General features: G+C 70.8%; 21 protein-coding genes. 13 read left to right on the forward strand and 8 right to left on the reverse strand.

The genetic code is table 11. The features are described from left to right. The first annotated feature begins 151 nt into the window (after positions 1–151). Positions 152–1,219 (forward strand): NAD(P)H-dependent amine dehydrogenase family protein, encoded by a 1,068-nt coding sequence (locus ABTW95_RS20460; RefSeq protein ID WP_500227104.1) that lies wholly within the window; start codon positions 152–154, stop codon positions 1,217–1,219. Positions 1,220–1,235: 16 nt separating this feature from the next. On the opposite strand, the gene ABTW95_RS20465 is transcribed toward ABTW95_RS20460, so the two are convergent. Then, positions 1,236–1,931, reverse strand: coding sequence for a DedA family protein (locus ABTW95_RS20465; protein ID WP_500227105.1), 696 nt, complete (start codon positions 1,929–1,931; stop codon positions 1,236–1,238). Between the two features lie 179 nt (positions 1,932–2,110). Here ABTW95_RS20465 and ABTW95_RS20470 point away from each other — a divergent pair, with 179 nt between their 5' ends. From ABTW95_RS20470 to ABTW95_RS20495, 6 genes are all read left to right on the forward strand, one after another. Further along, on the forward strand, positions 2,111–3,019 hold the full coding sequence (locus ABTW95_RS20470) for a glutathione S-transferase family protein (RefSeq protein WP_396445610.1): 909 nt from the start codon (positions 2,111–2,113) through the stop codon (positions 3,017–3,019). Between the two features lie 60 nt (positions 3,020–3,079). Beyond that, a complete protein-coding gene (locus tag ABTW95_RS20475) occupies positions 3,080–3,751 on the forward strand; it encodes an AIM24 family protein (protein ID WP_396445611.1) in 672 nt (223 codons plus the stop codon). 84 nt (positions 3,752–3,835) lie between these two features. Beyond that, positions 3,836–7,558, forward strand: coding sequence for a multifunctional oxoglutarate decarboxylase/oxoglutarate dehydrogenase thiamine pyrophosphate-binding subunit/dihydrolipoyllysine-residue succinyltransferase subunit (locus tag ABTW95_RS20480; RefSeq protein ID WP_500227106.1), 3,723 nt, complete (start codon positions 3,836–3,838; stop codon positions 7,556–7,558). A gap of 95 nt (positions 7,559–7,653) precedes the next feature. Further along, the gene (locus tag ABTW95_RS20485; RefSeq protein WP_067633492.1) at positions 7,654–7,833 is read left to right on the forward strand and encodes a DUF6104 family protein; all 180 of its coding nucleotides are present in this window, start codon (positions 7,654–7,656) and stop codon (positions 7,831–7,833) included. A 51-nt stretch (positions 7,834–7,884) separates the two neighbouring features. After that, the gene (locus ABTW95_RS20490; protein WP_396445613.1) at positions 7,885–8,751 is read left to right on the forward strand and encodes a DUF4097 family beta strand repeat-containing protein; all 867 of its coding nucleotides are present in this window, start codon (positions 7,885–7,887) and stop codon (positions 8,749–8,751) included. A 4-nt stretch (positions 8,752–8,755) separates the two neighbouring features. Next, the gene (locus ABTW95_RS20495) at positions 8,756–9,478 is read left to right on the forward strand and encodes a PadR family transcriptional regulator (protein ID WP_396445614.1); all 723 of its coding nucleotides are present in this window, start codon (positions 8,756–8,758) and stop codon (positions 9,476–9,478) included. Between the two features lie 30 nt (positions 9,479–9,508). On the opposite strand, the gene ABTW95_RS20500 is transcribed toward ABTW95_RS20495, so the two are convergent. The 4 genes from ABTW95_RS20500 to ABTW95_RS20515 form a co-directional block, all read right to left on the reverse strand. Next, positions 9,509–10,477: a zinc-binding dehydrogenase gene (locus ABTW95_RS20500; RefSeq protein ID WP_500227107.1), complete on the reverse strand. Its 969-nt coding sequence runs from the start codon at positions 10,475–10,477 to the stop codon at positions 9,509–9,511. Between the two features lie 91 nt (positions 10,478–10,568). Further along, positions 10,569–11,366, reverse strand: a complete 798-nt coding sequence (locus ABTW95_RS20505; RefSeq protein WP_500227108.1) for an amino acid ABC transporter ATP-binding protein — start codon at positions 11,364–11,366, stop codon at positions 10,569–10,571. A 13-nt stretch (positions 11,367–11,379) separates the two neighbouring features. After that, on the reverse strand, positions 11,380–12,291 hold the full coding sequence (locus ABTW95_RS20510) for an amino acid ABC transporter permease (protein ID WP_396445617.1): 912 nt from the start codon (positions 12,289–12,291) through the stop codon (positions 11,380–11,382). 3 nt (positions 12,292–12,294) lie between these two features. Continuing rightward, positions 12,295–13,203, reverse strand: a complete 909-nt coding sequence (locus ABTW95_RS20515; RefSeq protein WP_396445618.1) for an ABC transporter substrate-binding protein — start codon at positions 13,201–13,203, stop codon at positions 12,295–12,297. Positions 13,204–13,564: 361 nt separating this feature from the next. Here ABTW95_RS20515 and ABTW95_RS20520 point away from each other — a divergent pair, with 361 nt between their 5' ends. Next, positions 13,565–14,755 (forward strand): NAD(P)-dependent malic enzyme, encoded by a 1,191-nt coding sequence (locus ABTW95_RS20520; protein WP_396445619.1) that lies wholly within the window; start codon positions 13,565–13,567, stop codon positions 14,753–14,755. 215 nt (positions 14,756–14,970) lie between these two features. Then, on the forward strand, positions 14,971–15,534 hold the full coding sequence (locus ABTW95_RS20525) for a CGNR zinc finger domain-containing protein (protein WP_396445620.1): 564 nt from the start codon (positions 14,971–14,973) through the stop codon (positions 15,532–15,534). Here ABTW95_RS20525 and sodX read toward each other — a convergent pair. Further along, positions 15,435–15,884, reverse strand: coding sequence for a nickel-type superoxide dismutase maturation protease (gene sodX, locus ABTW95_RS20530; protein WP_396445621.1), 450 nt, complete (start codon positions 15,882–15,884; stop codon positions 15,435–15,437). The genes ABTW95_RS20525 and sodX overlap by 100 nt on opposite strands. Positions 15,885–16,241: 357 nt before the next feature. On the opposite strand from sodX, the gene sodN reads away from it, so the two are divergent. Then, complete coding sequence (gene sodN, locus ABTW95_RS20535; protein ID WP_396445622.1) at positions 16,242–16,646, forward strand: superoxide dismutase, Ni; 405 nt, start codon at positions 16,242–16,244, stop codon at positions 16,644–16,646. 76 nt (positions 16,647–16,722) lie between these two features. On the opposite strand, the gene ABTW95_RS20540 is transcribed toward sodN, so the two are convergent. After that, entirely contained in the window at positions 16,723–17,193 is a 471-nt protein-coding gene (locus ABTW95_RS20540; protein ID WP_396445623.1) for a GNAT family N-acetyltransferase, read from the reverse strand. Between the two features lie 199 nt (positions 17,194–17,392). Here ABTW95_RS20540 and ABTW95_RS20545 point away from each other — a divergent pair, with 199 nt between their 5' ends. Both ABTW95_RS20545 and ABTW95_RS20550 read left to right on the forward strand, forming a co-directional pair. Beyond that, complete coding sequence (locus ABTW95_RS20545; RefSeq protein WP_067794237.1) at positions 17,393–17,821, forward strand: ATP-binding protein; 429 nt, start codon at positions 17,393–17,395, stop codon at positions 17,819–17,821. A gap of 65 nt (positions 17,822–17,886) precedes the next feature. Then, positions 17,887–18,645 carry an RNA polymerase sigma factor SigF gene (locus ABTW95_RS20550; RefSeq protein WP_026401215.1) on the forward strand — a complete coding sequence of 253 codons (759 nt, stop codon included), beginning with the start codon at positions 17,887–17,889 and terminating at the stop codon, positions 18,643–18,645. A gap of 55 nt (positions 18,646–18,700) precedes the next feature. On the opposite strand, the gene ABTW95_RS20555 is transcribed toward ABTW95_RS20550, so the two are convergent. Beyond that, entirely contained in the window at positions 18,701–19,201 is a 501-nt protein-coding gene (locus ABTW95_RS20555; protein WP_500227109.1) for a hypothetical protein, read from the reverse strand. Between the two features lie 52 nt (positions 19,202–19,253). Between ABTW95_RS20555 and ABTW95_RS20560 the strand changes: the two genes are divergently transcribed. Continuing rightward, on the forward strand, positions 19,254–20,195 hold the full coding sequence (locus tag ABTW95_RS20560; protein WP_500227110.1) for a diacylglycerol/lipid kinase family protein: 942 nt from the start codon (positions 19,254–19,256) through the stop codon (positions 20,193–20,195). Positions 20,196–20,403 lie beyond the last annotated feature (208 nt).

A 20,403-nucleotide genomic window follows, 5' to 3' on the forward strand; every position in this document is an offset into this window, starting at 1 on the left:
ATCTCGCTCGGGCACGCTCCACCGGGGTCCTCCCCCGCGTACGATGGGCGGAAGGGAAGTTGCGCTGAACGCCGCAATTCGCCGGAGCCGCCGCGTAGTCTCGGGCGAACGCAGGGAGCAACGCGCGAGGAGCAACGGAGGTCCCGTCTCGATGACCCTTGCCGATGCGCCGACCGCAGGCCGCCGCCCGTACCGCATCGTGCAGTGGGCGACGGGCACGCTCGGACGCAGCGCGATCAGGGGCGTCCTCGACCGCGGCGACATGGAGCTGGCCGGCGTCTGGGTGCACACCCCCGCCAAGGAGGGCGCCGACGCCGGGGCCCTCGCCGGCCGCGATCCCATCGGGGTCGCCGCGACCCGCGACATCGAGGACATCCTGGCGCTGGACGCCGACTGCGTGATCTACGCCCCGAGCCCGGTGCACGACCGGTTCGCCGAGCTCGACACGATCTGCGCGCTGCTGGCGTCCGGCAAGAACCTGATCTCCCTCAGCGGGCTCGTCTACCCGCACGCGCACGGCCCGCAGTTCGTCGGCGAGCTGGAGCAGGCGTGCAAGCGGGGCGGGACGACCGTGCACGGCAGCGGCGTCAGCGGCGGCTTCATGGCGGACGTGATGCCGCTGGTGCTGTCGCGGCTGTCCCGGCGGATCACCCACGTCTACGCCCGCGAGTGCTCCGACTTCGCCCGCCACCCGTCCTGGCGGATGATCCACGACATGCTCGGCTTCGGCAAGTCCGAGGAGGCCTACCAGCGGGCGCTGCGGCCGAACCGCGCCGCGATGCGCGCGATGTTCGGCGAGAGCCTGCACCTGGTCGCGGCGGGCCTCGGCGTCGACCTCGACGAGATCGACGTGGACGTCGACTACCGGCTCGCCGGCACCGACCTCGCCACCGCCGCCGGCCCGATCCCGCGGGGCACCGTCGCCGCGGCCCGCTGGACGTTCAGCGGCATCGCCGCCGGGCGCCCCGTCATCACCGTCGAGGTGGTGCACAAGGCCGACGCCGCGCGGATGTCCGACGAGTGGGGGCGGCCCGGGTACTCGCTGCGGGTGGACGGCCGCCCGTCGCTGACGCTCGCCGCCGGCGAGGACTGGGTCTCCGATGTGATCTCCGCCGCGTCCGCGCACGCGCTGAACTCCGTCCCGGCCGTGTGCGCCGCCGAACCCGGGATCCGCACCTACCTCGACCTGCCGATGATCAGCGGCCGCATGCACGTGTGACCGCCCGCCGCGGCCGCTACGGCAGCGGCCGCGCGGGAGCGCCCCCGGCCTCCGCGCCGGCATCGGCGCCCCCCTCCGCGCCGGCCTGCGCCCCGGCCTCCTCGCGGGCCTCCCTGCGGCGCTTGCGGACCCGCCACACCGCCAGCGCCGCGACGGCCGCCACCGCGAGCCCGATCGCGAGGCCCCGGCCCGCCAGCTTCGCCGCGTGCTCGAACGCCGCGCCGGCGAAGTAGCCGCCGAGCGTGAACGTCACCACCCAGGTCACGCCGCCGACGACGTTGAACGCCAGGAACTTCGGGTACGGCAGCCGCGAGCTGCCCGCCAGCGCCGGCATGAGCGCCCGCAGCAGCGCGGTGAACCGCCCGATGAACACCGCGAACGCGCCCCTGCGGCGGATGAGGTCCTGCGCGCCCGCGACCTTGGCTCGGTGCTTGCGCATCATCCGGACGTCCAGCAGCCGCGGCCCGTACCTGCGGCCGATCTCGTAGCCGACGGAGTCGCCCACGACCGCCGCGGCCACCGCGATGACGAGCAGCAGCGCGAGCGACAGCACGTCCTGGCTCGCGAGGACGCCGCCGACGACGATCGCCGTCTCGCCCGGGAACACGAACCCGACGAACAGCGCCGCCTCGGCGAACACCAGCGCCGCGATGAGGAGGTAGACCGTCGCGGGCGGGAGCCCGTCCACCAGGGCGTTGAACTGCTCGAGCATGGACCCCCGCCATCTCGTACGCCGGGACCGCGACCGCGGCCGTTTCACACCTGGTAACGACGGTTATGGTAGCCGCGGGGTTCCCCTGCCCGGATCGGCCGTTCGGACGATGATGGCGCCCGGCGGCCGGACATCGGGCCCGGCGGCCGAGACCGGGCCCGGCGACCATGGAGGCACGCATGAGCGTTCAGGAGGTCGAAGGAGGCCGGTTCGTCCGGCAGCCGAACCGGTTCACCGACCGGATCACCGCGGACGGGTCGTCCGGGTATCCCGCCGAACCCGGCCGCTACCGGCTGTTCGTCTCCTACGCGTGCCCGTGGGCGCACCGGACCCTCATCGTGCGGCGCCTGCTCGGCCTGGAGGACGCGATCAGCGTCGCCGTCGTCGACCCCATCAGGGACGAGAGGGGCTGGCGGTTCCCCGACCGCGACCCCGTCACAGGCGCGGTCTTCCTGTCCGAGCTGTACCTCTCCACCGACCCGTCGTTCCAGGGCCGCTACACCGTCCCGTGCATCTGGGACACCGAGACCGGGCGCCTGGTCACCAACGACTTCCCGAACATCACCACGATGTTCGAGACGGAGTTCACCGCCCACCACCGGCCGGGGGCGCCCGACCTGTACCCGGAGGCGCTCCGCGCCGAGATCGACGAGCTGAACGACCTCGTCTACACCACCGTCAACAACGGGGTCTACAAGGCGGGGTTCGCCACGTCACAGGACGCCTACGAGGAGGCGTTCGACGCCCTCTTCGACACCCTCGACCGCCTGGAGGAGCGCCTCTCCTCCAGCCGCTACCTGTTCGGCGACGAGATCACCGAAGCCGACGTCCGCCTCTACCCCACGCTGGCCCGCTTCGACGCCGTCTACCACGGGCACTTCAAGTGCAACCTGCGGCGCCTGGTCGACTACGAGAACCTCTGGGCGTACGCGCGCGACCTGTACTCGATCCCCGCGTTCGGCGAGACGACGAACTTCGACCACATCAAGCGCCACTACTACGTGACGCAGCGCAACATCAATCCGTCCGGCGTGGTCGCCAAGGGCCCGGCCGTCGACTGGACCGCTCCGCACGGCCGGGACCGCTGACTCCGTCCGTAGTTATGCTGGCGGATCTGCACCGATCCGCACGAAAGGCATGACCCGACCATGCGCAGCCAGTTCTTCGGCAACCTCGATCAGGGCCAGCAGCTTCCCGGCCATTTCGCCCTCCAGAACTCCAAGATGCTCCGCGTCCACCTCAACGGGGACGTCCTCGCCCGGCAGGGCTCCATGGTCGCGTTCCAGGGCCAGATGGAGTTCGACTACGAGGGCTCCGGCGGCATCGGCAAGTTCATGAAGAAGGCCCTCACCGGCGAGGGCGTGCCGCTGATGCGCGTCAAGGGCCAGGGGCTGCTGTTCGTCGCGAACGACGCCGACGACATCCACCTCTTCTACCTGGAGAACGAGGGCCTCACCGTCAACGGCAAGAACATCCTCGCCTTCGACTCGACCCTGCAGTGGGACATCAACCGCGTCCAGGGCGCGGGCATCGCCGCGGGCGGCCTGTTCAACACCACGCTGACCGGCACCGGCTGGGTGGCCCTCACCACGCACGGCACCCCCGTCATGCTCGACTGCGGCCGCGCCCCGACGTTCGCGGACGGCCAGTCCGCCGTGGCGTGGAGCACCAGCCTCCAGGTCGGCGTCAACCGCACCTTCAAGGCGGGCGCGCTCATCGGCCGCGGCAGCGGCGAGGCCATGCAGCTGGCCTACCAGGGTCAGGGCTTCGTCCTCGTCCAGGCCAGCGAGGGGCCGACCGTCCCGCCCCACACGCACTGATTCGCCCGGCGGCGCCGTCTCTACAGTAGCCTGGGGGACGTCTCAGAACTCACCTGCGAGCAGCGGAAGAGGGCGATCTCCGCCGTGTCGACAGAGTCGTCGCAAACTAGTGCCGACCCAAAGATCACAGATTTCGGCGCCAACGAGTGGCTGGTCGACGAGCTGTACCAGAAGTACCTCGAAGACCCGAACTCCGTTGACGAAGCCTGGTGGAACTTCTTCGCGGACTACCAGCCGGACAGCCGACCGCCGTCCGCGGGCCCCGCGTCCCCGCCGGCGAACGCCGAGAGCGCGGCCCAGGCCGCCAACGGCACCGCGGCCGCTCCGCCGACGGCGCAGCGCCCGGTGGCGCCGCCCCCGGCGCCGCCGAAGCCCGCGCCGCAGCCGGCCCCGAAGACGGCGGAGAAGCCTGCTCCGCCGCCGGTGCCGGCGGGCGCCGAGGAGGTCCGGCTGCGCGGCGTCGCCGCCCGGACCGCCGCCAACATGGAGGCCAGCCTCGGCGTCCCCACGGCGACGAGCGTGCGGGCCGTCCCGGCGAAGCTGCTGATCGACAACCGCATCGTCATCAACAACCACCTCAAGCGCGGGCGCGGCGGCAAGGTCTCGTTCACGCACCTCATCGGGTACGCGATCGTCAAGGCGCTCGCGGCGATGCCCGAGATGAACGCCGCCTACACCGAGGTCGACGGCAAGCCCGTGCTGATCAGGCCGGAGCACGTCAACTTCGGGCTGGCCATCGACCTGCAGAAGAGCGACGGCTCCCGGCAGCTCGTCGTGCCGAGCATCAAGGCCGCCGACACACTGGACTTCCGCCAGTTCTGGGCCGCCTACGAGGAAATCGTCCGCAAGGCCCGGGGCGGCAAGCTCACCCTGGAGGACTTCCAGGGCACCACGATCAGCCTGACGAACCCGGGCACGATCGGCACGGTCCACTCGGTGCCGCGGCTGATGCCCGGCCAGGGCACGATCATCGGCGTGGGCGCGATGGAGTACCCGGCCGAGTTCGCGGGCGCGTCCGGCGAGACGCTGTCGCGCATGGGGATCAGCAAGGTGATGACGCTGACCTCCACCTACGACCACCGGATCATCCAGGGCGCGCAGTCCGGCGACTTCCTGCGCCGCATCCACGAGCTGCTGCTCGGCGCGGACGGCTTCTACGACGAGATCTTCGAGGCGCTGCGCATCCCGTACGAGCCGGTGCGCTGGGTCAAGGACATCTCCGCCACCCACGACGACGACGTCGCCAAGGTCGCCCGCGTCCACGAGCTGATCCACGCCTACCGGGTCCGCGGCCACCTGATGGCCGACACCGACCCGCTGGAGTACAAGCAGCGCCGCCACCCCGACCTCGACATCCTCAAGCACGGCCTCACCCTGTGGGACCTGGAGCGCGAGTTCGCCACCGGCGGGTTCGGCGGCAAGCCGACGATGAAGCTGCGCGACATCCTCGGCGTGCTGCGGATGGCGTACTGCCGCACGGTCGGCATCGAGTACATGCACATCCAGGACCCGGAGGAGCGCGCCTGGATCCAGGAGCGCGTCGAGGTCCCGCACGAGAAGCCGTCGCGCGAGGAGCAGCTGCACGTGCTGCGCCGCCTCAACAGCGCCGAGGCGTTCGAGACGTTCCTGCAGACGAAGTTCGTCGGGCAGAAGCGCTTCTCCCTGGAGGGCGGCGAGTCCGTCATACCGCTGCTGGACTCGGTGATCTCGGCTGCGGCGAAGGCCAGCCTGGACGAGGTCGTCATCGGCATGGCGCACCGCGGCCGGCTGAACGTCCTCGCCAACATCGTCGGCAAGTCCTACGGGCAGATCTTCGGCGAGTTCGAGGGCAACCTCGACCCGCGCAGCGCGCAGGGCTCCGGCGACGTGAAGTACCACCTCGGCGCGTCCGGCGACTTCGTCGCGCGCGACGGCTCCAAGATCCACTGCGAGCTGGTCGCGAACCCGTCGCACCTGGAGACCGTCGACCCGGTGCTGGAGGGCGTCGTCCGCGCCAAGCAGGACGTCCTGGACGTCGGCGAGGCCGGCTTCACCGTGCTGCCGATCCTGATCCACGGCGACGCCGCGTTCGCCGGGCAGGGCGTGGTGGCCGAGACGCTGAACCTGTCGCAGCTGCGCGGCTACCGCACCGGCGGCACCGTGCACGTCATCATCAACAACCAGGTCGGCTTCACCACCGCCCCCGAGTACTCGCGGTCCAGCGTGTACGCGACGGACGTGGCGCGGATGATCCAGGCGCCGATCTTCCACGTGAACGGCGACGACCCGGAGGCGTGCGCGCGCGTCGCCCGGCTGGCGTTCGAGTACCGGCAGACGTTCAAGAAGGACGTCGTCATCGACATGGTCTGCTACCGGCGCCGGGGCCACAACGAGGGCGAGAACCCCTCGTTCACCCAGCCGCTGATGTACGACCTGATCGACGCCAAGCGCTCGGTGCGCAAGCTCTACACCGAGGCCCTGATCGGCCGCGGCGACATCACGGTGGAGGAGGCCGAGCAGGCGCTCCGCGACTACCAGGAGCAGCTGGAGCGGGCCTTCACCGAGACCCGCGAGGCGGCGAAGAAGCCCCTGGAGCCGGGCTCGGTCGTGAAGCCGGACGTCGAGGAGCGCATCCCGATCGACCACGGCAAGGCCGGGACGGCGATCCCGCAGGAGACCGTCAAGCGGATCATCGAGACCCAGGTCAGCCTGCCGGAGGGCTTCACCCCGCACCCGCGGCTCCAGCCGATCCTGCAGCGCCGCGCGCAGATGATCGAGGACGACGCGGTCGACTGGGCGACCGGCGAGCTGCTAGCGATGGGCTCGCTGCTGATCGACGGCCACCCGGTGCGGCTCGTCGGGCAGGACACCCGCCGCGGCACGTTCGGCCAGCGGCACGCGGTGCTCGTCGACCGCAAGACGGGCGAGGAGTACACGCCGCTGAAGCAGTTCGGGCAGGGCGTGTCGAAGTTCTACGTGCACGACTCGCTGCTCAGCGAGTACGCGGCGATGGGCTTCGAGTACGGCTACTCGATGACCCGCCCCGACGCCCTGGTCTGCTGGGAGGCCCAGTTCGGCGACTTCGCCAACGGCGCCCAGTCGGTGGTGGACGAGTACATCTCGTCCGGCGAGCAGAAGTGGGGCCAGCACTCCAGCGTCGTGCTGCTGCTGCCGCACGGCTACGAGGGCCAGGGGCCCGACCACTCGTCCGCGCGGATCGAGCGGTACCTGCAGCTGTGCGCGCAGGACAACATGACCGTGGTGTACCCGACCACGCCGGCGAACTACTTCCACCTGCTGCGCTGGCAGGTGCTGTCGGGCCGGCACAAGCCGCTGATCGTGTTCACCCCGAAGTCGCTGCTGCGGCTGAAGGCGGCCACGTCCCCGGTCGCGGAGATCACCGGCGGCGCGTTCCAGCCGGTCATCCCGGAGAGCGACCCGGCGATCGACCCGGCGGGCGTGCGGCGGGTGCTGCTCACCACCGGCAAGATCTACTACGACGTCGTGAAGGCCCGGCGGGAGACCGGCGCGACCGACACGGCGGTCGTCCGGATCGAGCGGCTCTACCCGCCGCCGGTCGACGAGATCAAGGCGGAGCTGGCGAAGTACCCGGCGGACGCCGAGATCGTGTGGGTGCAGGACGAGCCCGCCAACATGGGCGCCTGGCCGTTCATGGCGCTGAAGCTGCCGCACCACATCGAGGGCCTGAAGATGTCGCGGGTGTCGCGCCCGGCGTCGTCGTCGCCCGCGGTGGGTTCGGCGAAGCTGCACCAGGCCGAGCAGGAGGCGCTGATCGCCAGACTCTTCGGCGAGCGGAAGCAGGCCTGACGGCGGCAGGATTCACGCAGACCCGAGGGCTCCGGTGCGTTCGCGCCGGGGCCCTCGGCGTCCCGAGCGCAAGATCAAATAGGAAGACCAGTCTCATGTACTTCACCGATCGGGGCATCGAGGAGCTGACGGACCGGCGCGGCGCGGAGGAGGTCAGCCTGACCTGGCTGGCCGAGCGGCTCCGCGAGTTCGTGGACCTGAACCCCGAGTTCGAGACGCCCGTCGACCGCCTCGCCACCTGGCTCGCCCGCCTGGACGACGAGGACGACGAGTGACCCGCACCGCAATACGCGATATGTCTTGACTTTCGAGACACGCGACATATCGTGTTACTGACGGACGAGCTGGACGAAGGGCACATCGCGATGTCGCGCTGGACGATCGAGGAACCCACCACCCTGGACTTCGACGGCGTGGTCGCCCTGCGGGTCACGGTGATCGCGGGCAGCGTCTCGGTCCTCGCGTCCGACGAGCGCCCGTCCGTCATCGTCGGCGGCGTCGAGGGCCCGCCGCTCGTGGTCACGCACGAGGCCGGCATGCTCACCGTCACCCACGAGAAGCTGTGGGAGGGGGTGCTGAGCTGGCTGCGCACCCACAAGGCGCGCGCCGAGATCACGGTGACCGTCCCGCACGACTGCCCGGTCTCGCTGAACCTCGTGTCGGCGGACGCGATCGTGACCGGCATGACGACCCGCACGTCCATCAAGAGCGCCTCCGGCGACGTCACGCTCGACGGCGTCGCGGGCGCCATCGACGCCAACACCGTGTCCGGCGCGATCGAGGCGCAGGGCCTGGACGGGACGGTCTCGTTCACGTCCGTGTCCGGCGACCTGGCCCTCGCCGCCGCGTCCGTCGGCCGGCTCGGCGCCCGCACGGTCAGCGGCCGCATCGCCGCCGACGTCGAGCTGTCCGGCGGCGCCGGCGTGGACGTCAACACCGTGTCCGGGGAGGTGGCGCTGCGCATCCCCGAGTCCGCCGGCGCGCAGGTCTCGCTCAGCTCGGCCGCCGGGCGGATCGAGACGTCCTTCCCCGAACTCGGCCGCCAGGAGCGGACCATCGCGCAGAGCGTCGCCGGCAAGCTCGGCGACGGCTCCGGCCGGCTGACGGTCAACACCGTGTCCGGCGCGATCACCCTTCTCGGCCGCGACGACGACTCCCCCGAGATCACCACCGGTCCCCGAATGGAGAAGTGAGCACGTGAGCCCCGTTTTCGGGCACGGCCGGCTGCGGCTGTACCTGCTGAAGCTGCTGGAAGAGAGCCCGCGGCACGGCTATGAGGTGATCCGGCTGCTGCAGGACCGGTTCCTCGGGGTCTACTCGCCGTCCCCCGGCACCATCTACCCGCGGCTCGCCCGGCTGGAGGCGGAGGGCCTGGTCACGCACGAGGTGATCAAGGGCAAGAAGGTGTACTCGCTGACCGCCAAGGGCCGCGAGGAGCTGGAGCGCCGGATGGACGAGCTCGCCGAGCTGGAGGAGGAGATCGCCGCCTCGGCGCAGGAGTTCGCGCGCGGCGTGCAGGAGGACGTCCGGCAGACCGTGCGGACGCTGCGCGAGGAGCTGACGCAGGCCGCCCGGACGATGCGCGACCAGCACAAGGCCGCCTCCAAGGACGCGTGGAAGGAGACCGCCGAGCGCCAGAAGGAGGAGTGGAAGCGGCAGAAGGAGTACTGGCGCGAGCAGAAGCAGGCGTGGAAGGAGGAGTGGCGGAAGAACTGGGACGACGCCTGGAAGACGGCGACCGGCACCCGCGAGGACGTCGCCCGCCTCAAGCTGGAGCGCCTGCTCCGCAAGTTCGTCGAGGACGTCCGCAGGTCGGCGCACAAGGCCCGCCTGGACGAGGACGGCCTCGCCGCCGCCCAGGCCCTGCTGGACGAGACCCGGGAGCGGCTGAAGGACGAGGTCTTCCGCAGGGAGCCGTGACCGGGCCCGCCCGGCCGCGGCTCCCCCGCCTCACGACGTGAAGACGATCTTGCCGAACAGGTCGCCCTCGGCCATCGCGGCGAACCCCTCGCGGGCCCGGCCGAGCGGCAGCGCCCGGTCGATCAGCGGCTTGGTGCCCGTCTTCACCAGGAACCGCGCGAGCCGCTCCAGCTGCGCCCGCGTCCCCATGGTGGAGCCGACCACCGACAGCTGCAGGAAGAACACCCGGTTCAGCTCCGCCGGCGGCACCTGCCCGCTGGTGGCGCCGGACACCACGATCCGCCCGCCGGGCCGCAGCGACTTCAGCGAGTGCGACCAGGTCGCCTGCCCGACGGTCTCGATGACCGCGTCGACCCGCTCGGGCAGCCGCGCGCCGGACTCGAACGCGGCGTCCGCGCCCAGCTCCTCGGCCCGCTTGCGCTTGGCCTCGCTCCGGCTCGTCGCGTAGACGCGGAACCCGGCGGCCGACGCCAGCGCGATCGCGGCCGTCGCCACGCCTCCCCCGGCGCCCTGCACCAGCACCGACGACCCCGGCTGCAGCCCGGCCTTGTCGAACAGCATCCGGTAGGCGGTGAGCCACGCCGTCGGCAGGCAGGCCGCCTCCTCGAACGACAGCTCGGCGGGCTTCGGCACGAGGTTGCGGCGCGGCACCGCGACCTTCTCCGCGAATGTCCCCTGGTGGACCTCCGACAGCAGCGACCGCTTCGGGTCGAGGGTCTCGTCGCCGCCGCCGCGGTCCGGGTCGCCGATCACCGAGTGGACGATGACCTCGTTGCCGTCCTCGTCCACCCCGGCCGCGTCGCAGCCGAGGATCATCGGGAGCCTGTCGGCGGGGAGCCCCACGCCCTTCAGCGACCACAGGTCGTGGTGGTTGAGCGCGGCGGCCCGCACCGTGACGGTCGTCCAGCCGTCCGGTGCCTCGGGATCGGGGCGCTCCCCCAGCGTCAGCCCGTTGAGCGGATTGTCTGCGTCGATCTGCGTGGCGGTGACAGCGAACATGCCCCGACACTAGCCGCCGGGCGGACGGCGCGGCGGCCCGCCCCCGGATGAGGGGACGGGCCGTGCGCGGACATCACAGGATCTTGAAACGTCACAGGACCTTGGAGAGGAAGTCCTGGGTGCGGCGGTGCTGCGGGTTGGCCAGGACTTCCCGCGGGGTGCCCTCCTCGACGACGACGCCGCCGTCCATGAACACCAGCGAGTCGCCGACCTCGCGGGCGAACCCCATCTCGTGGGTGACCACGACCATCGTCATGCCGTCGAGCGCGAGCTGCTTCATCGTCTCCAGCACCTCGCCGACGAGCTCGGGGTCCAGCGCGGACGTCGGCTCGTCGAACAGCATCAGCGCCGGCTCCATGGCCAGCGCCCGCGCGATCGCCACCCGCTGCTGCTGCCCGCCGGACAGCTGCGACGGGTAGTTGTGCACCTTGTCGCCGAGCCCGACCCGCGTCAGCAGGGCGACGGCGCGCTCCCTGACCTCCGCCTTCGGCTGCTTCTTCACCCGGCACGGCGCCTCCATGACGTTCTCCAGCGCCGTCATGTGCGGGAACAGGTTGAACCGCTGGAACACCATGCCGATCTCGCGGCGCTGCGCGGCCACCTCCCGGTCGCGCAGCTCGTAGAGCTTGCCGCCGGACTCCCGGTAGCCGACCAGGTGGCCGTTCACCCACAGCCGCCCGGCGTTGATCTTCTCCAGGTGGTTGATGCAGCGCAGGAACGTCGACTTCCCGGACCCGGACGGCCCGACGACGCACATCACCTCGCCGGGCCTGACCTCCAGGTCGATGCCCTTCAGCACCTCCAGCCGGCCGAACGACTTGTGCACCTTCTCGGCCTTGACCATCAGGCCGCCGCTCTCCGGCGCCGGCCCCTTGGAGAGGTCCGTCATGTCCACACCTCGCTCACTGGCCGCCGCCTCCGCCGCGGAAGCGGAGCCGCTGCCGCGCCTCCGCACCCTTGCTGGTGCCCTTGCTGTAGTAGCGCTCCAGGTAGTACTGCCCCACCATCATCACCGAGGAGATCAGCAGATACCAAAGGCAGGCCATCACCAGCATCGGGATGATCTTGTAGGTGCTGGCGTAGATCGTCTGCGCGGTGAAGGTCAGTTCCGAGTACGGGACCGCCGCGACCAGCGAGGTGTTCTTCAGCATCGAGATCGACTCGTTGCCGGTCGGCGGCACGATGACCCGCATCGCCTGCGGCAGCACGATCCGCCGCATGGTCTGCATCTTGGACATGCCGAGCGCGCTCGCGGCCTCCTGCTGCCCCTCGTCCACCGACAGGATCCCGGCCCGGACGATCTCGGCCATGTAGGCCGCCTCGTTGAGGATCAGCCCCAGCGACGCCGCGATCGCCGCGTTGACCAGCTCCTGGGTCTTCCACGTCGCGAACTCGGGGCCGAACGGGATGCCGACCCCGACGGTCGGGAACAGCGTCCCGATCGCGCCCCAGATGAGCAGCTGCGTGTAGAGGGGGGTGCCGCGGAAGAACCAGAGGTAGCCCCACGCGGCGCCCCTGAGCAGGGGGTTGGCCGACAGGCGCATCAGCGCGAGGATGATGCCGAGCACCACGCCGCCGACCATCGCGGCGATGGTCAGCCAGACGGTGTTGCGGACGCCCTTGAGCACCGGGGCGGAGAACAGGTACTTCCACTGCTCCGACCACTCGAGCGCCTTGCTGGTCAGCAGGAAGTGCACGAACATCGCGACCAGCACGAGGACGACGGCCCCGCCCAGCCAGCGGCCCGGGTGCCGGACGGGGACGGCCTTGATCGCTTCCGGCCGTCCCCCTGCGGCCTCCTTGTCGTCCGTCATCGATCAGCTCTGCGCGGCGTTGATCGCCGGCTCGCTGATCGCGCCGCTCTCCACGCCGTTGTCAGTGAGGATCTTCTGGTAGGTGCCGTCCGCCATCAGCGCCTTCAGCGCGCCGAGCACGGCGTCCTTGAACTGGCCGGAGTTCTTGCCGAGCGCGTAGCCGTAGGGCGCGGTGTCGTAGACCTGCCCGATGATCTCCAGCTTGCCGGTCTGCTTGGCCGCGCCGCCGACGATCGGGGAGTCGGCCGCCATCGCGTCGACCTTGCCGGCGACCAGGTCGTTGTTGACCTCGGTCTGCTGCTTGCGGACGACCTGCTTGATGGCCGGCTTGCCGGCGTCCGTGCACTTCTTGCTGCGCGCCGTGAGGTCGTCGACCTGGACGGTGCCCTGCTGGACGCCGATGCTCTTGCCGCAGGCGTCGTCGGGGTTGACGCCCTTCGGGTTGCCCTTGAGCGCGGCCCAGGCCGTCCCGGCCGAGTAGTAGGTGACGAAGTCGACGGCCTTCTCCCGCTCCTTGTTGTCGGTGAAGGAGGAGACACCGATCTCGTACTTGCCGGACTGGACGCCCGGGATGATCGTGTCGAAGCCCGCGTTGTGGTACTCGGTCTTCAGGCCGAGCTTGGCCGCCACGGCGTCGAACAGCTCGATGTCCCAGCCGACGATCTTCTGCGACGCCGGGTCGACGGACTCGTTGGGCGGGTAGGACGCGTCAGTCCCGATCGAGATCTTGCCGTCGCTCTTGATCGCGTCCGGGACCATGGCCGCGAGCTTGCTGTCCACGCTCGTGTTCGAGGCGGAGCCGCCCGAGTCGCCGGAGTCGTCACTGTCCCCGCATGCGGACAGGGCGAGGGCGCCGGTCAGCACGAGAGCGCTCGCCGCGACGAGGCGGCGGCGCAGAGAACCGGTGGTCACTGGTCCCCCTCCAGATGGTTGCGTCGGATCCGCGTAGATCCGAAGGTCAGGTGCACAGTTTGGCGCACAACCTCCCTGATCTGGATAAAGGGTCCGAAACAATCACGCAACGAGGTAGCCCCGGAACGGCGTGGCAACCTCCGCATACTGCACCCTTTGCTACCGACCCGCTACATGTGGCGACCGTCACGTGACGGTCAACACCTGACCCGGCCACCGGGGAGGCACTACCCCGTGTGGCACAATCGGACAACGGGTGACCCCCGTACGTCGCGAGATGTCCACCAGGTGACGAGGCCACCAGACCACCACCACCGCGGCGGCATCGCCAGAAAGCCAACTTTCACTGACAGGGGTCGCTGTGGCTGCTGAGCCCATTACCACCGAACCGCTCTCATTGGACGACGATCCGGCCTTTCCGCTGCACCGCGGCGGCAAGCTGGAGATGCGGTCGACCATCCCCGTCCGCAACAAGGACGACCTCTCGCTGGCCTACACGCCGGGCGTCGCCCGCGTGTGCACCGCCATCGCCGACAACCCCGAGCTGGCCTACGACTACACCTGGACCTCGAAGGTCGTCGCCGTCGTCACCGACGGCACCGCCGTGCTCGGCCTCGGCGACATCGGCCCGGCCGCGTCCATGCCGGTCATGGAGGGCAAGTCCCTTCTGTTCAAGGAGTTCGCGGACGTCGACTCCGTGCCGATCGCGCTGAGCTGCACGGACGTGGACGAGATCGTCGACACGGTGATCCGGATGGCGCCGAGCTTCGGCGGCATCAACCTGGAGGACATCAGCGCCCCCCGCTGCTTCGAGATCGAGGACCGGCTGCGCGCCGCGCTCGACATCCCCGTCTTCCACGACGACCAGCACGGCACCGCCATCGTCGCGCTCGCCGCGCTGAAGAACGCGGCCCGCTTCGTCGGCAAGCCGCTGTCGGAGCTGCGCGCGGTCGTCGCCGGCGCGGGCGCGTCCGGCATCGCGGTCTCCAAGATGCTGATCGAGGGCGGCATCGGCGACATCGCGCTGTCCGACAGCAAGGGCCTCATCTACGAGGGCCGCGACGGCCTGAACCCGGTCAAGGAGCGCATCGCCGCGATCACGAACCGGTCGCACCTGAAGGGCTCCACCGAGGAGGCGCTGCGCGGCGCCGACGTGTTCATCGGCCTGTCCGGCAGCACCGTCCACGAGTCGTGCGTCGCCACGATGTCGGAGAACGCGATCGTGTTCGCGCTCTCCAACCCGACCCCCGAGGTCCACCCCGAGGTCGCCCGCCGGCACGCCAAGGTCGTCGCGACCGGCCGCAGCGACTTCCCGAACCAGATCAACAACGTGCTGGCGTTCCCCGGCATCTTCCGCGGCGCGCTGGACGTCCGGGCGCACTCGATCACCGAGGGCATGAAGCTGGCGGCGGCGAACGCGCTGGCCGACATCGTCGGCGGCGAGCTGACCGCCGACTACATCATCCCCAACCCGTTCGACGACCGGGTCGCCCCGGCCGTGACCGCCGCGGTGGCCGAGCAGGCCCGCCGCGAGGGCGTCAACCGGATCTGAGCCGACCGTCCTCGAACGGCCCGCGCTCCGGCCGCGGAGCACGGGCCGTTCGACTGGTCCGCAAACTCGGCTTCCGGCAGACCGAATCCGAGTAATTTTGCGCTACCTCTCGCATACGGGCCGCATATCTTCCCCTGAGACCGGTGTAATTCACGTCAAGCGGGAATAGATCCTGGCAATTCGTCCGATGAAGGTCGAGTCCGTCGGGAGCGACAGTGAATCTGGCCTCGTACGCAGACCTGGCGATCGATCTCGTGAACACGCGCCGCCCCGACGGCGACGACCTGCGCGATCTCGACGGGCTGCGGGCCCTGCTGGCGCACCGGCCGCACTTCGGGGGCCGGATCGCGCACCGCGACCTGGACGCCATGCGCGAGCTGCGCGCCCAGCTCCGCGCGATCTTCGACGCGGCCGCGCGCGGTCACGAGGACGACGCCGTGGAGCGCCTCAACGCCATGCTCATCCACCACCCCGTCCACCCGCAGCTGGCGCGGCACGGCGGCCAGGACTGGCACCTGCACTTCAACGACGCCGGTTCCGTCCCGGACCGCTACGCGGCCCGCGCCGCGATGGGGCTCGCCGCGAAGATCGCCGCGCAGGGCCCCGGCCGGCTCGGCATCTGCCGCGCGGAGGGCTGCGAGCGCGTGTTCTTCGACACGACCGCGAACCGCTCGCGGCGCTACTGCTCCGACCGGTGCGCGGGACGCCCGAGCGTGACCGCGGCGTGCCGCCCGGACAGCCCCCGCGTGACCGTCCCCGCGCGGGACAGCGGCCAGTAGCGGGCGACGACGCGGCCGACCACGAGCCCGTCCGGGACCGCGCCGAAGTCCCAGCTGTCCTGGCGCCCCGCGGCGCGCTGGTTGTCGCTCTCCAGCCACCAGCCTTCATCCGTGCGGCGCACGGCGCGTTTCACGATGAGCAGCCCCGGCCGCCCGGGATGCTCCGCGACGACCACCGCGCCGGGTGCGGGACGGGCTCCGGACCGGACGATGAGCCAGTCCCCCGGCCGCAGCCCCGGCAGCATCGACTCCCCGGTGACCTCCACCGGCCGCAGCCGCCGCACCCCGGCCCCGGCCGCGGCGAGCACCGCCGCGCCGCCGAGCCCCCAGAGCACCGCCCGGATTCCCATGCCCCTCCTCCTGACCTGCCATGGCGCGGGGCCGCGCTCATCCTGTGGCGATGAGCCCCGGACACCTGCTCAAGAGCTCCCGCTGCGACCCACGGCGTAGGCGAACATCGCCGACACCTCCGGCCTTCTCCCCCGGGCCGCCGATCGGGCCGGTCCGCGTCCCGGGCCGCGATGATCCTCCTCGTCCGCCCGCATACTCCGGCGGGCGGCGGTCACAACAGTCCTGGAAGGTTCCGGGCCGCCGCGCGGTCCGGGTCTTAGGCCGAAATACCGAGCGCCCTGGCCGGACGCGCCCAGGGGCACAAGGGTAATGTCGGTGACCTGAGCATGATCCGCAACGAGGGAAGGGATTCGCAGGTGTTGCTCAAGCTTCTGCGCCCGAAGACCACGGTGTCCGCACACTGCGACCTGCCGTGCGGCGTCTACGACCCGGCGCAGGCCCGGATCGAAGCCGAGTCGGTCAAGGCGATCTGCGAGAAGTACGCCGCCAACGAGGACCCGGAGTTCCGCACCCGGGCGATCCTGATCAAGGAGCAGCGCAGCCAGCTGGTCAAGGAGCACCTGTGGGTGCTCTGGACCGACTACTTCAAGCCGCCGCACTTCGAGAAGTACCCGCAGCTGCACCAGCTGTTCAACGAGGCCACCAAGCTCGCCGGCGGTGGCGGCGGCACCAAGGCCACCATGGACGTCAAGGTCGCCGAGGACCTGCTGAGCAAGATCGCGGAAATCGACAAGATCTTCTGGGAGACCAAGCAGTCCTGACCTGCGTGAACAACGAGGCCCAGCCCGCGAGGGGCTGGGCCTCGGCCGTGTCCCGGCCCGGTCCGCGGAAACGGCGTCAGGAGCGGGCGACCTTGGTGAGGACGTCGCCGGTGAGGCGGTAGACCGTCCACTCGTCTTGCGGGCGGGCGCCGAGGGACTCGTAGAAGGCGATGGCCGGCTCGTTCCAGTTGAGGACGGCCCACTCCACGCGTTCGTAGCCACGGGCGTCCGCGATGCGGGCCAGCTCGGTCAGAAGGGCCTTGCCGTAGCCGTGACCGCGGACGTCCGGCTCGACGAACAGGTCTTCCAGGTAGATGCCGTGGGTGCCGTTCCACGTGGAGAAGGTCAGGAACCAGAGGGCGAAGCCGACGACCTTCCCCTCGTGCTCGGCGACGTGCGCGAAGACCTTCGGGTCGTCGCCGAAGAGCCGCTCGTGCAGTTGCCGCTCGGTGGCCTTCACCTCGTGGAGGGCGCGCTCGTAGTCCGCCAGCTCGCGGATCAGCCGCAGGATGTCCGGGACGTCGTCCGGAGTCGCATACCGAATCACTCCGGCAGGGTATTCGAACAGGACGAACGGGGCGTACGGAAGGCCGGGGGCGTGACCCGCACCTCGCCTTCGCGAGGTTTGGGACGCGTCCGGTCAGGTGGGCGCGGACTTCGTAAGAAAGCCACGCGCGGCGAAGTCTCCGAGCACGGCCCGCAGGCGGTAGTTTCGAAGCAGCGGGACCATCCTGCGAGGGAGTGACGTGACCGAGGAAACCGCTGCAATGCCGGCCAGCACGAAGTTGTCCGTCCGCGACGTGGTGACGGTGAAGCTGCCGGCCGCGAGCGCCTACCTGTCCGTGCTGCGGACGGCGACCGCCGGCCTCGCGGCCAGGCTCGACTTCACGCTGGACGAAATAGAGGACCTGCGCATCGCCGTGGACGAGGCGTGCGCGATGCTGCTCGCCCAGGCCCTGCCCGGGACGGACCTGACGTGCGAGTTCGAGCTGACCGGGGACGCCATGCGCATCTCCGTGTCGGTGCTGACCGTGGACGGCGAGGAGCCCAGCCGCGACACCTTCGCCTGGACGGTCCTGTCGTCCCTGGCGGGCGAGGTGGACGCCGCGGTGGGCTCCGACGACCGGGTCACCGTGACGCTGCAGAAGCGGCGCGGTGCGGCGGGGGCCCCGTGACGGAGAAGACGACGACGGAGGAGACGACGGTCGCCGCCGCGAGCACCGAGCGGACCGAAAGCGCGGTGCCCGACCGGGCGCGGGCGCGCGCGCTGTTCGAGCGGCTCGCCGAGCTGCCCGAGGGCGATCCGGAGCGCCAGCGCATCCGCGACCAGCTCGTGGAGCTGCACCTGCCGCTGGTGGAGTACCTCGCCCGCCGTTTCCGCAACCGCGGCGAGTGGCTGGACGACCTGATCCAGGTCGCCACCATCGGCCTGATCAAGTCGATCGACCGGTTCGACCTGGAGCGCGGCGTGGAGTTCTCCACGTACGCGACGCCCACGATCGTCGGTGAGATCAAGCGCCACTTCCGCGACAAGGGCTGGGCCGTCCGCGTTCCGCGCCGGCTGCAGGAGCTGAAGCTGTCGCTGACCAAGGCGATCAGCGACCTCGCGCAGCGCGAGGGCCGCGCGCCGACGGTGAGCGAGCTGGCCGCGCACCTGCAGATGAGCGAGGAGGAGGTGCTGGAGGGCCTGGAGTCGGCGAACGCCTACTCCACCGTCTCCCTGGACGCCCCCGACTCCGGCGACGAGGACGCGCCCGCGGTGGCCGACTCGCTCGGCATGGTGGACGAGTCGCTGGAGGGCGTGGAGTACCGCGAGTCCCTCAAGCCGCTGCTGGAGAAGCTCCCCGCGCGGGAGAAGAAGATCCTGCTGCTGCGGTTCTTCGGCAACATGACGCAGTCGCAGATCGCCGCCGAGCTCGGCATCTCCCAGATGCACGTGTCCCGGCTGCTCGCCCGCACGCTGGCGCAGCTCCGCGAGGGCCTGACCGCCGACGAGTGAAGTCCGCACATGCCGAGGGGCCCGGGTCCGCTTCCCGGGCCCCTCGGCATGACGGTCAGTTCTTGGTCGGCTGCTCCTTGAGGCGGTCCATGAGCCGCCGCCCCAGGGAGCGGGGTTCGGCGGGCGCGGCCTTCACCGGCTTCGCCGGCCCGGCCGGCGCCGCCCGCTCGTCCTCGTCGTCGTCCTCGATCAGCCAGGCCGTGCTCGGCGGGCTGAGCACGGCGACCAGCGCGATAGCGGCGGCCGCGCCCATCGGGATCGCGATGCCGGGGCGGTCGCTCTGCCACAGCGACCACGCGATCGGCAGCGCGAACAGCTGGGTGAGCACCGTGGGGGCGCGGCTCCACTGGTCGGCGCGCAGCAGGCCCCGCGCGCAGGCCAGCATGCCGATGCCGCCGGCGAGGGCGAGGACGGTGACCCCGATCGCGCTGGCCGGGTCGACGGCGGCGCCGACGGCCGTCTCCACGCCGGTGTAGCCGCCGAACCCGAGGGCGGCGAGGCCCTCCGCGGCCTCCAGGGCGGCGGCGGCCTGGACGGTGATGGGGCGCTTGCTCACACCCTGAACCCTACTCGTCCCGCTGACGTGCGCGTCCCCTACCCTTGCGCACGTGCGCGCCATGCTCATCGCCAACCCCAAGGCGACCTCGACCTCCCGGCGGGCCCGCGACATCCTCGTGCGGGCCTTCACCGGCGACCTCGACCTCGTGCTCGCCGAGACCGGCCACCGCGGCCACGCGACCGAACTGGCCCGGCGGGCCGCGGTGGACGGCTACGACGCCGTGATCGCGCTCGGCGGCGACGGCACGGTGAACGAGGCGGTCAACGGCCTGCTCGCGGAGGGCCCGTCCCCCGACCTCCCGGCACTGGCGGTGCTGCCGTGCGGGAGCGCGAACGTGTTCGCCCGCGCGCTCGGCCTGCCGGACGACCCGATCGGCGCGACGACGGCGGTGCTGGAGGCGCTGCGGGCGGGCCGGCACCGGACGGTCGGGCTCGGGACGGCGACGCTGCCGGACGGCGGGGAGCGGTACTTCACGTTCTGCGCGGGCGTCGGGCTGGACGCCGAGGTCGTCCGGGAGGTGGAGCGAAGGCGCGACGCGGGGGTCCGCGCCGACCCGTCGCTGTACGTGCGGACCGCCGTCCGGCATTTCTTCTCCGGCACGGATCGGCGGCGTCCCGCGCTCACTTTGGAACGGCCGGGGCGCCCGCCGATATCGGGGGTGTTCCTCGCGTTCATCTCCAATACGTCGCCGTGGACTTTCATGGGCCGGCTGCCGGTGAATCCGAGTCCGAAGGCGAACTTCGCGCGCGGACTGGACGTGTTCGGGATGCGTTCGCTGGAGGTCGGCCCCACCGTGGGGGCGCTGGTCCAGATGCTGACCGCGCGGACGCGCCCGCTGCAGGGACGCCACGTGGTGAACGTCCACGACGCGGCGGAGGTCACGCTGCGCGGGTCGCGCCCGGTGGCCTTTCAGCTGGACGGGGACTACCTCGGGGAACAGCGGAGCGTGACCTTCCGGTCGGTTCCGAAGGCGATACGCATCGTCATTTGAGTGCGCGGCCGTTCGTGGAGCGCGGTCATTCCGGCCGCATGGGCGGTCAGGTGAGAGCCAAGTAACACGGCCGACCCACGGGTGTGACACATGCGACACCCATACTTTGAGAATCCTTTCTCAAAGGTCTTGCGTCGCCCCGACCCGCCCTGACACGCTCAAAGTGCGCCCGCTGGACGGGGACCCCGACGCCGCCGGTCCCCCGCTC

The sequence above is a fragment of the Spirillospora sp. NPDC127506 genome (assembly GCF_040302145.1).
Taxonomy (GTDB): Bacteria; Actinomycetota; Actinomycetes; order Streptosporangiales; family Streptosporangiaceae; genus Spirillospora.

Excerpts from the sequence above, each read along its gene's own strand:
- ABTW95_RS20505 (WP_500227108.1), bottom strand. The coding sequence starts at position 11,366 with ATGACGGACCTCTCCAAGGGGCCGGCGCCGGAGAGCGGCGGCCTGATG.
- ABTW95_RS20460 (WP_500227104.1), top strand. The coding sequence starts at position 152 with ATGACCCTTGCCGATGCGCCGACCGCAGGCCGCCGCCCGTACCGCATC.
- ABTW95_RS20470 (WP_396445610.1), top strand. The coding sequence starts at position 2,111 with ATGAGCGTTCAGGAGGTCGAAGGAGGCCGGTTCGTCCGGCAGCCGAAC.
- ABTW95_RS20485 (WP_067633492.1), top strand. The coding sequence starts at position 7,654 with ATGTACTTCACCGATCGGGGCATCGAGGAGCTGACGGACCGGCGCGGC.
- sodX (WP_396445621.1), bottom strand. The coding sequence starts at position 15,884 with ATGGGAATCCGGGCGGTGCTCTGGGGGCTCGGCGGCGCGGCGGTGCTC.
- ABTW95_RS20475 (WP_396445611.1), top strand. The coding sequence starts at position 3,080 with ATGCGCAGCCAGTTCTTCGGCAACCTCGATCAGGGCCAGCAGCTTCCC.
- ABTW95_RS20500 (WP_500227107.1), bottom strand. The coding sequence starts at position 10,477 with ATGTTCGCTGTCACCGCCACGCAGATCGACGCAGACAATCCGCTCAAC.
- ABTW95_RS20465 (WP_500227105.1), bottom strand. The coding sequence starts at position 1,931 with ATGCTCGAGCAGTTCAACGCCCTGGTGGACGGGCTCCCGCCCGCGACG.
- ABTW95_RS20510 (WP_396445617.1), bottom strand. The coding sequence starts at position 12,291 with ATGACGGACGACAAGGAGGCCGCAGGGGGACGGCCGGAAGCGATCAAG.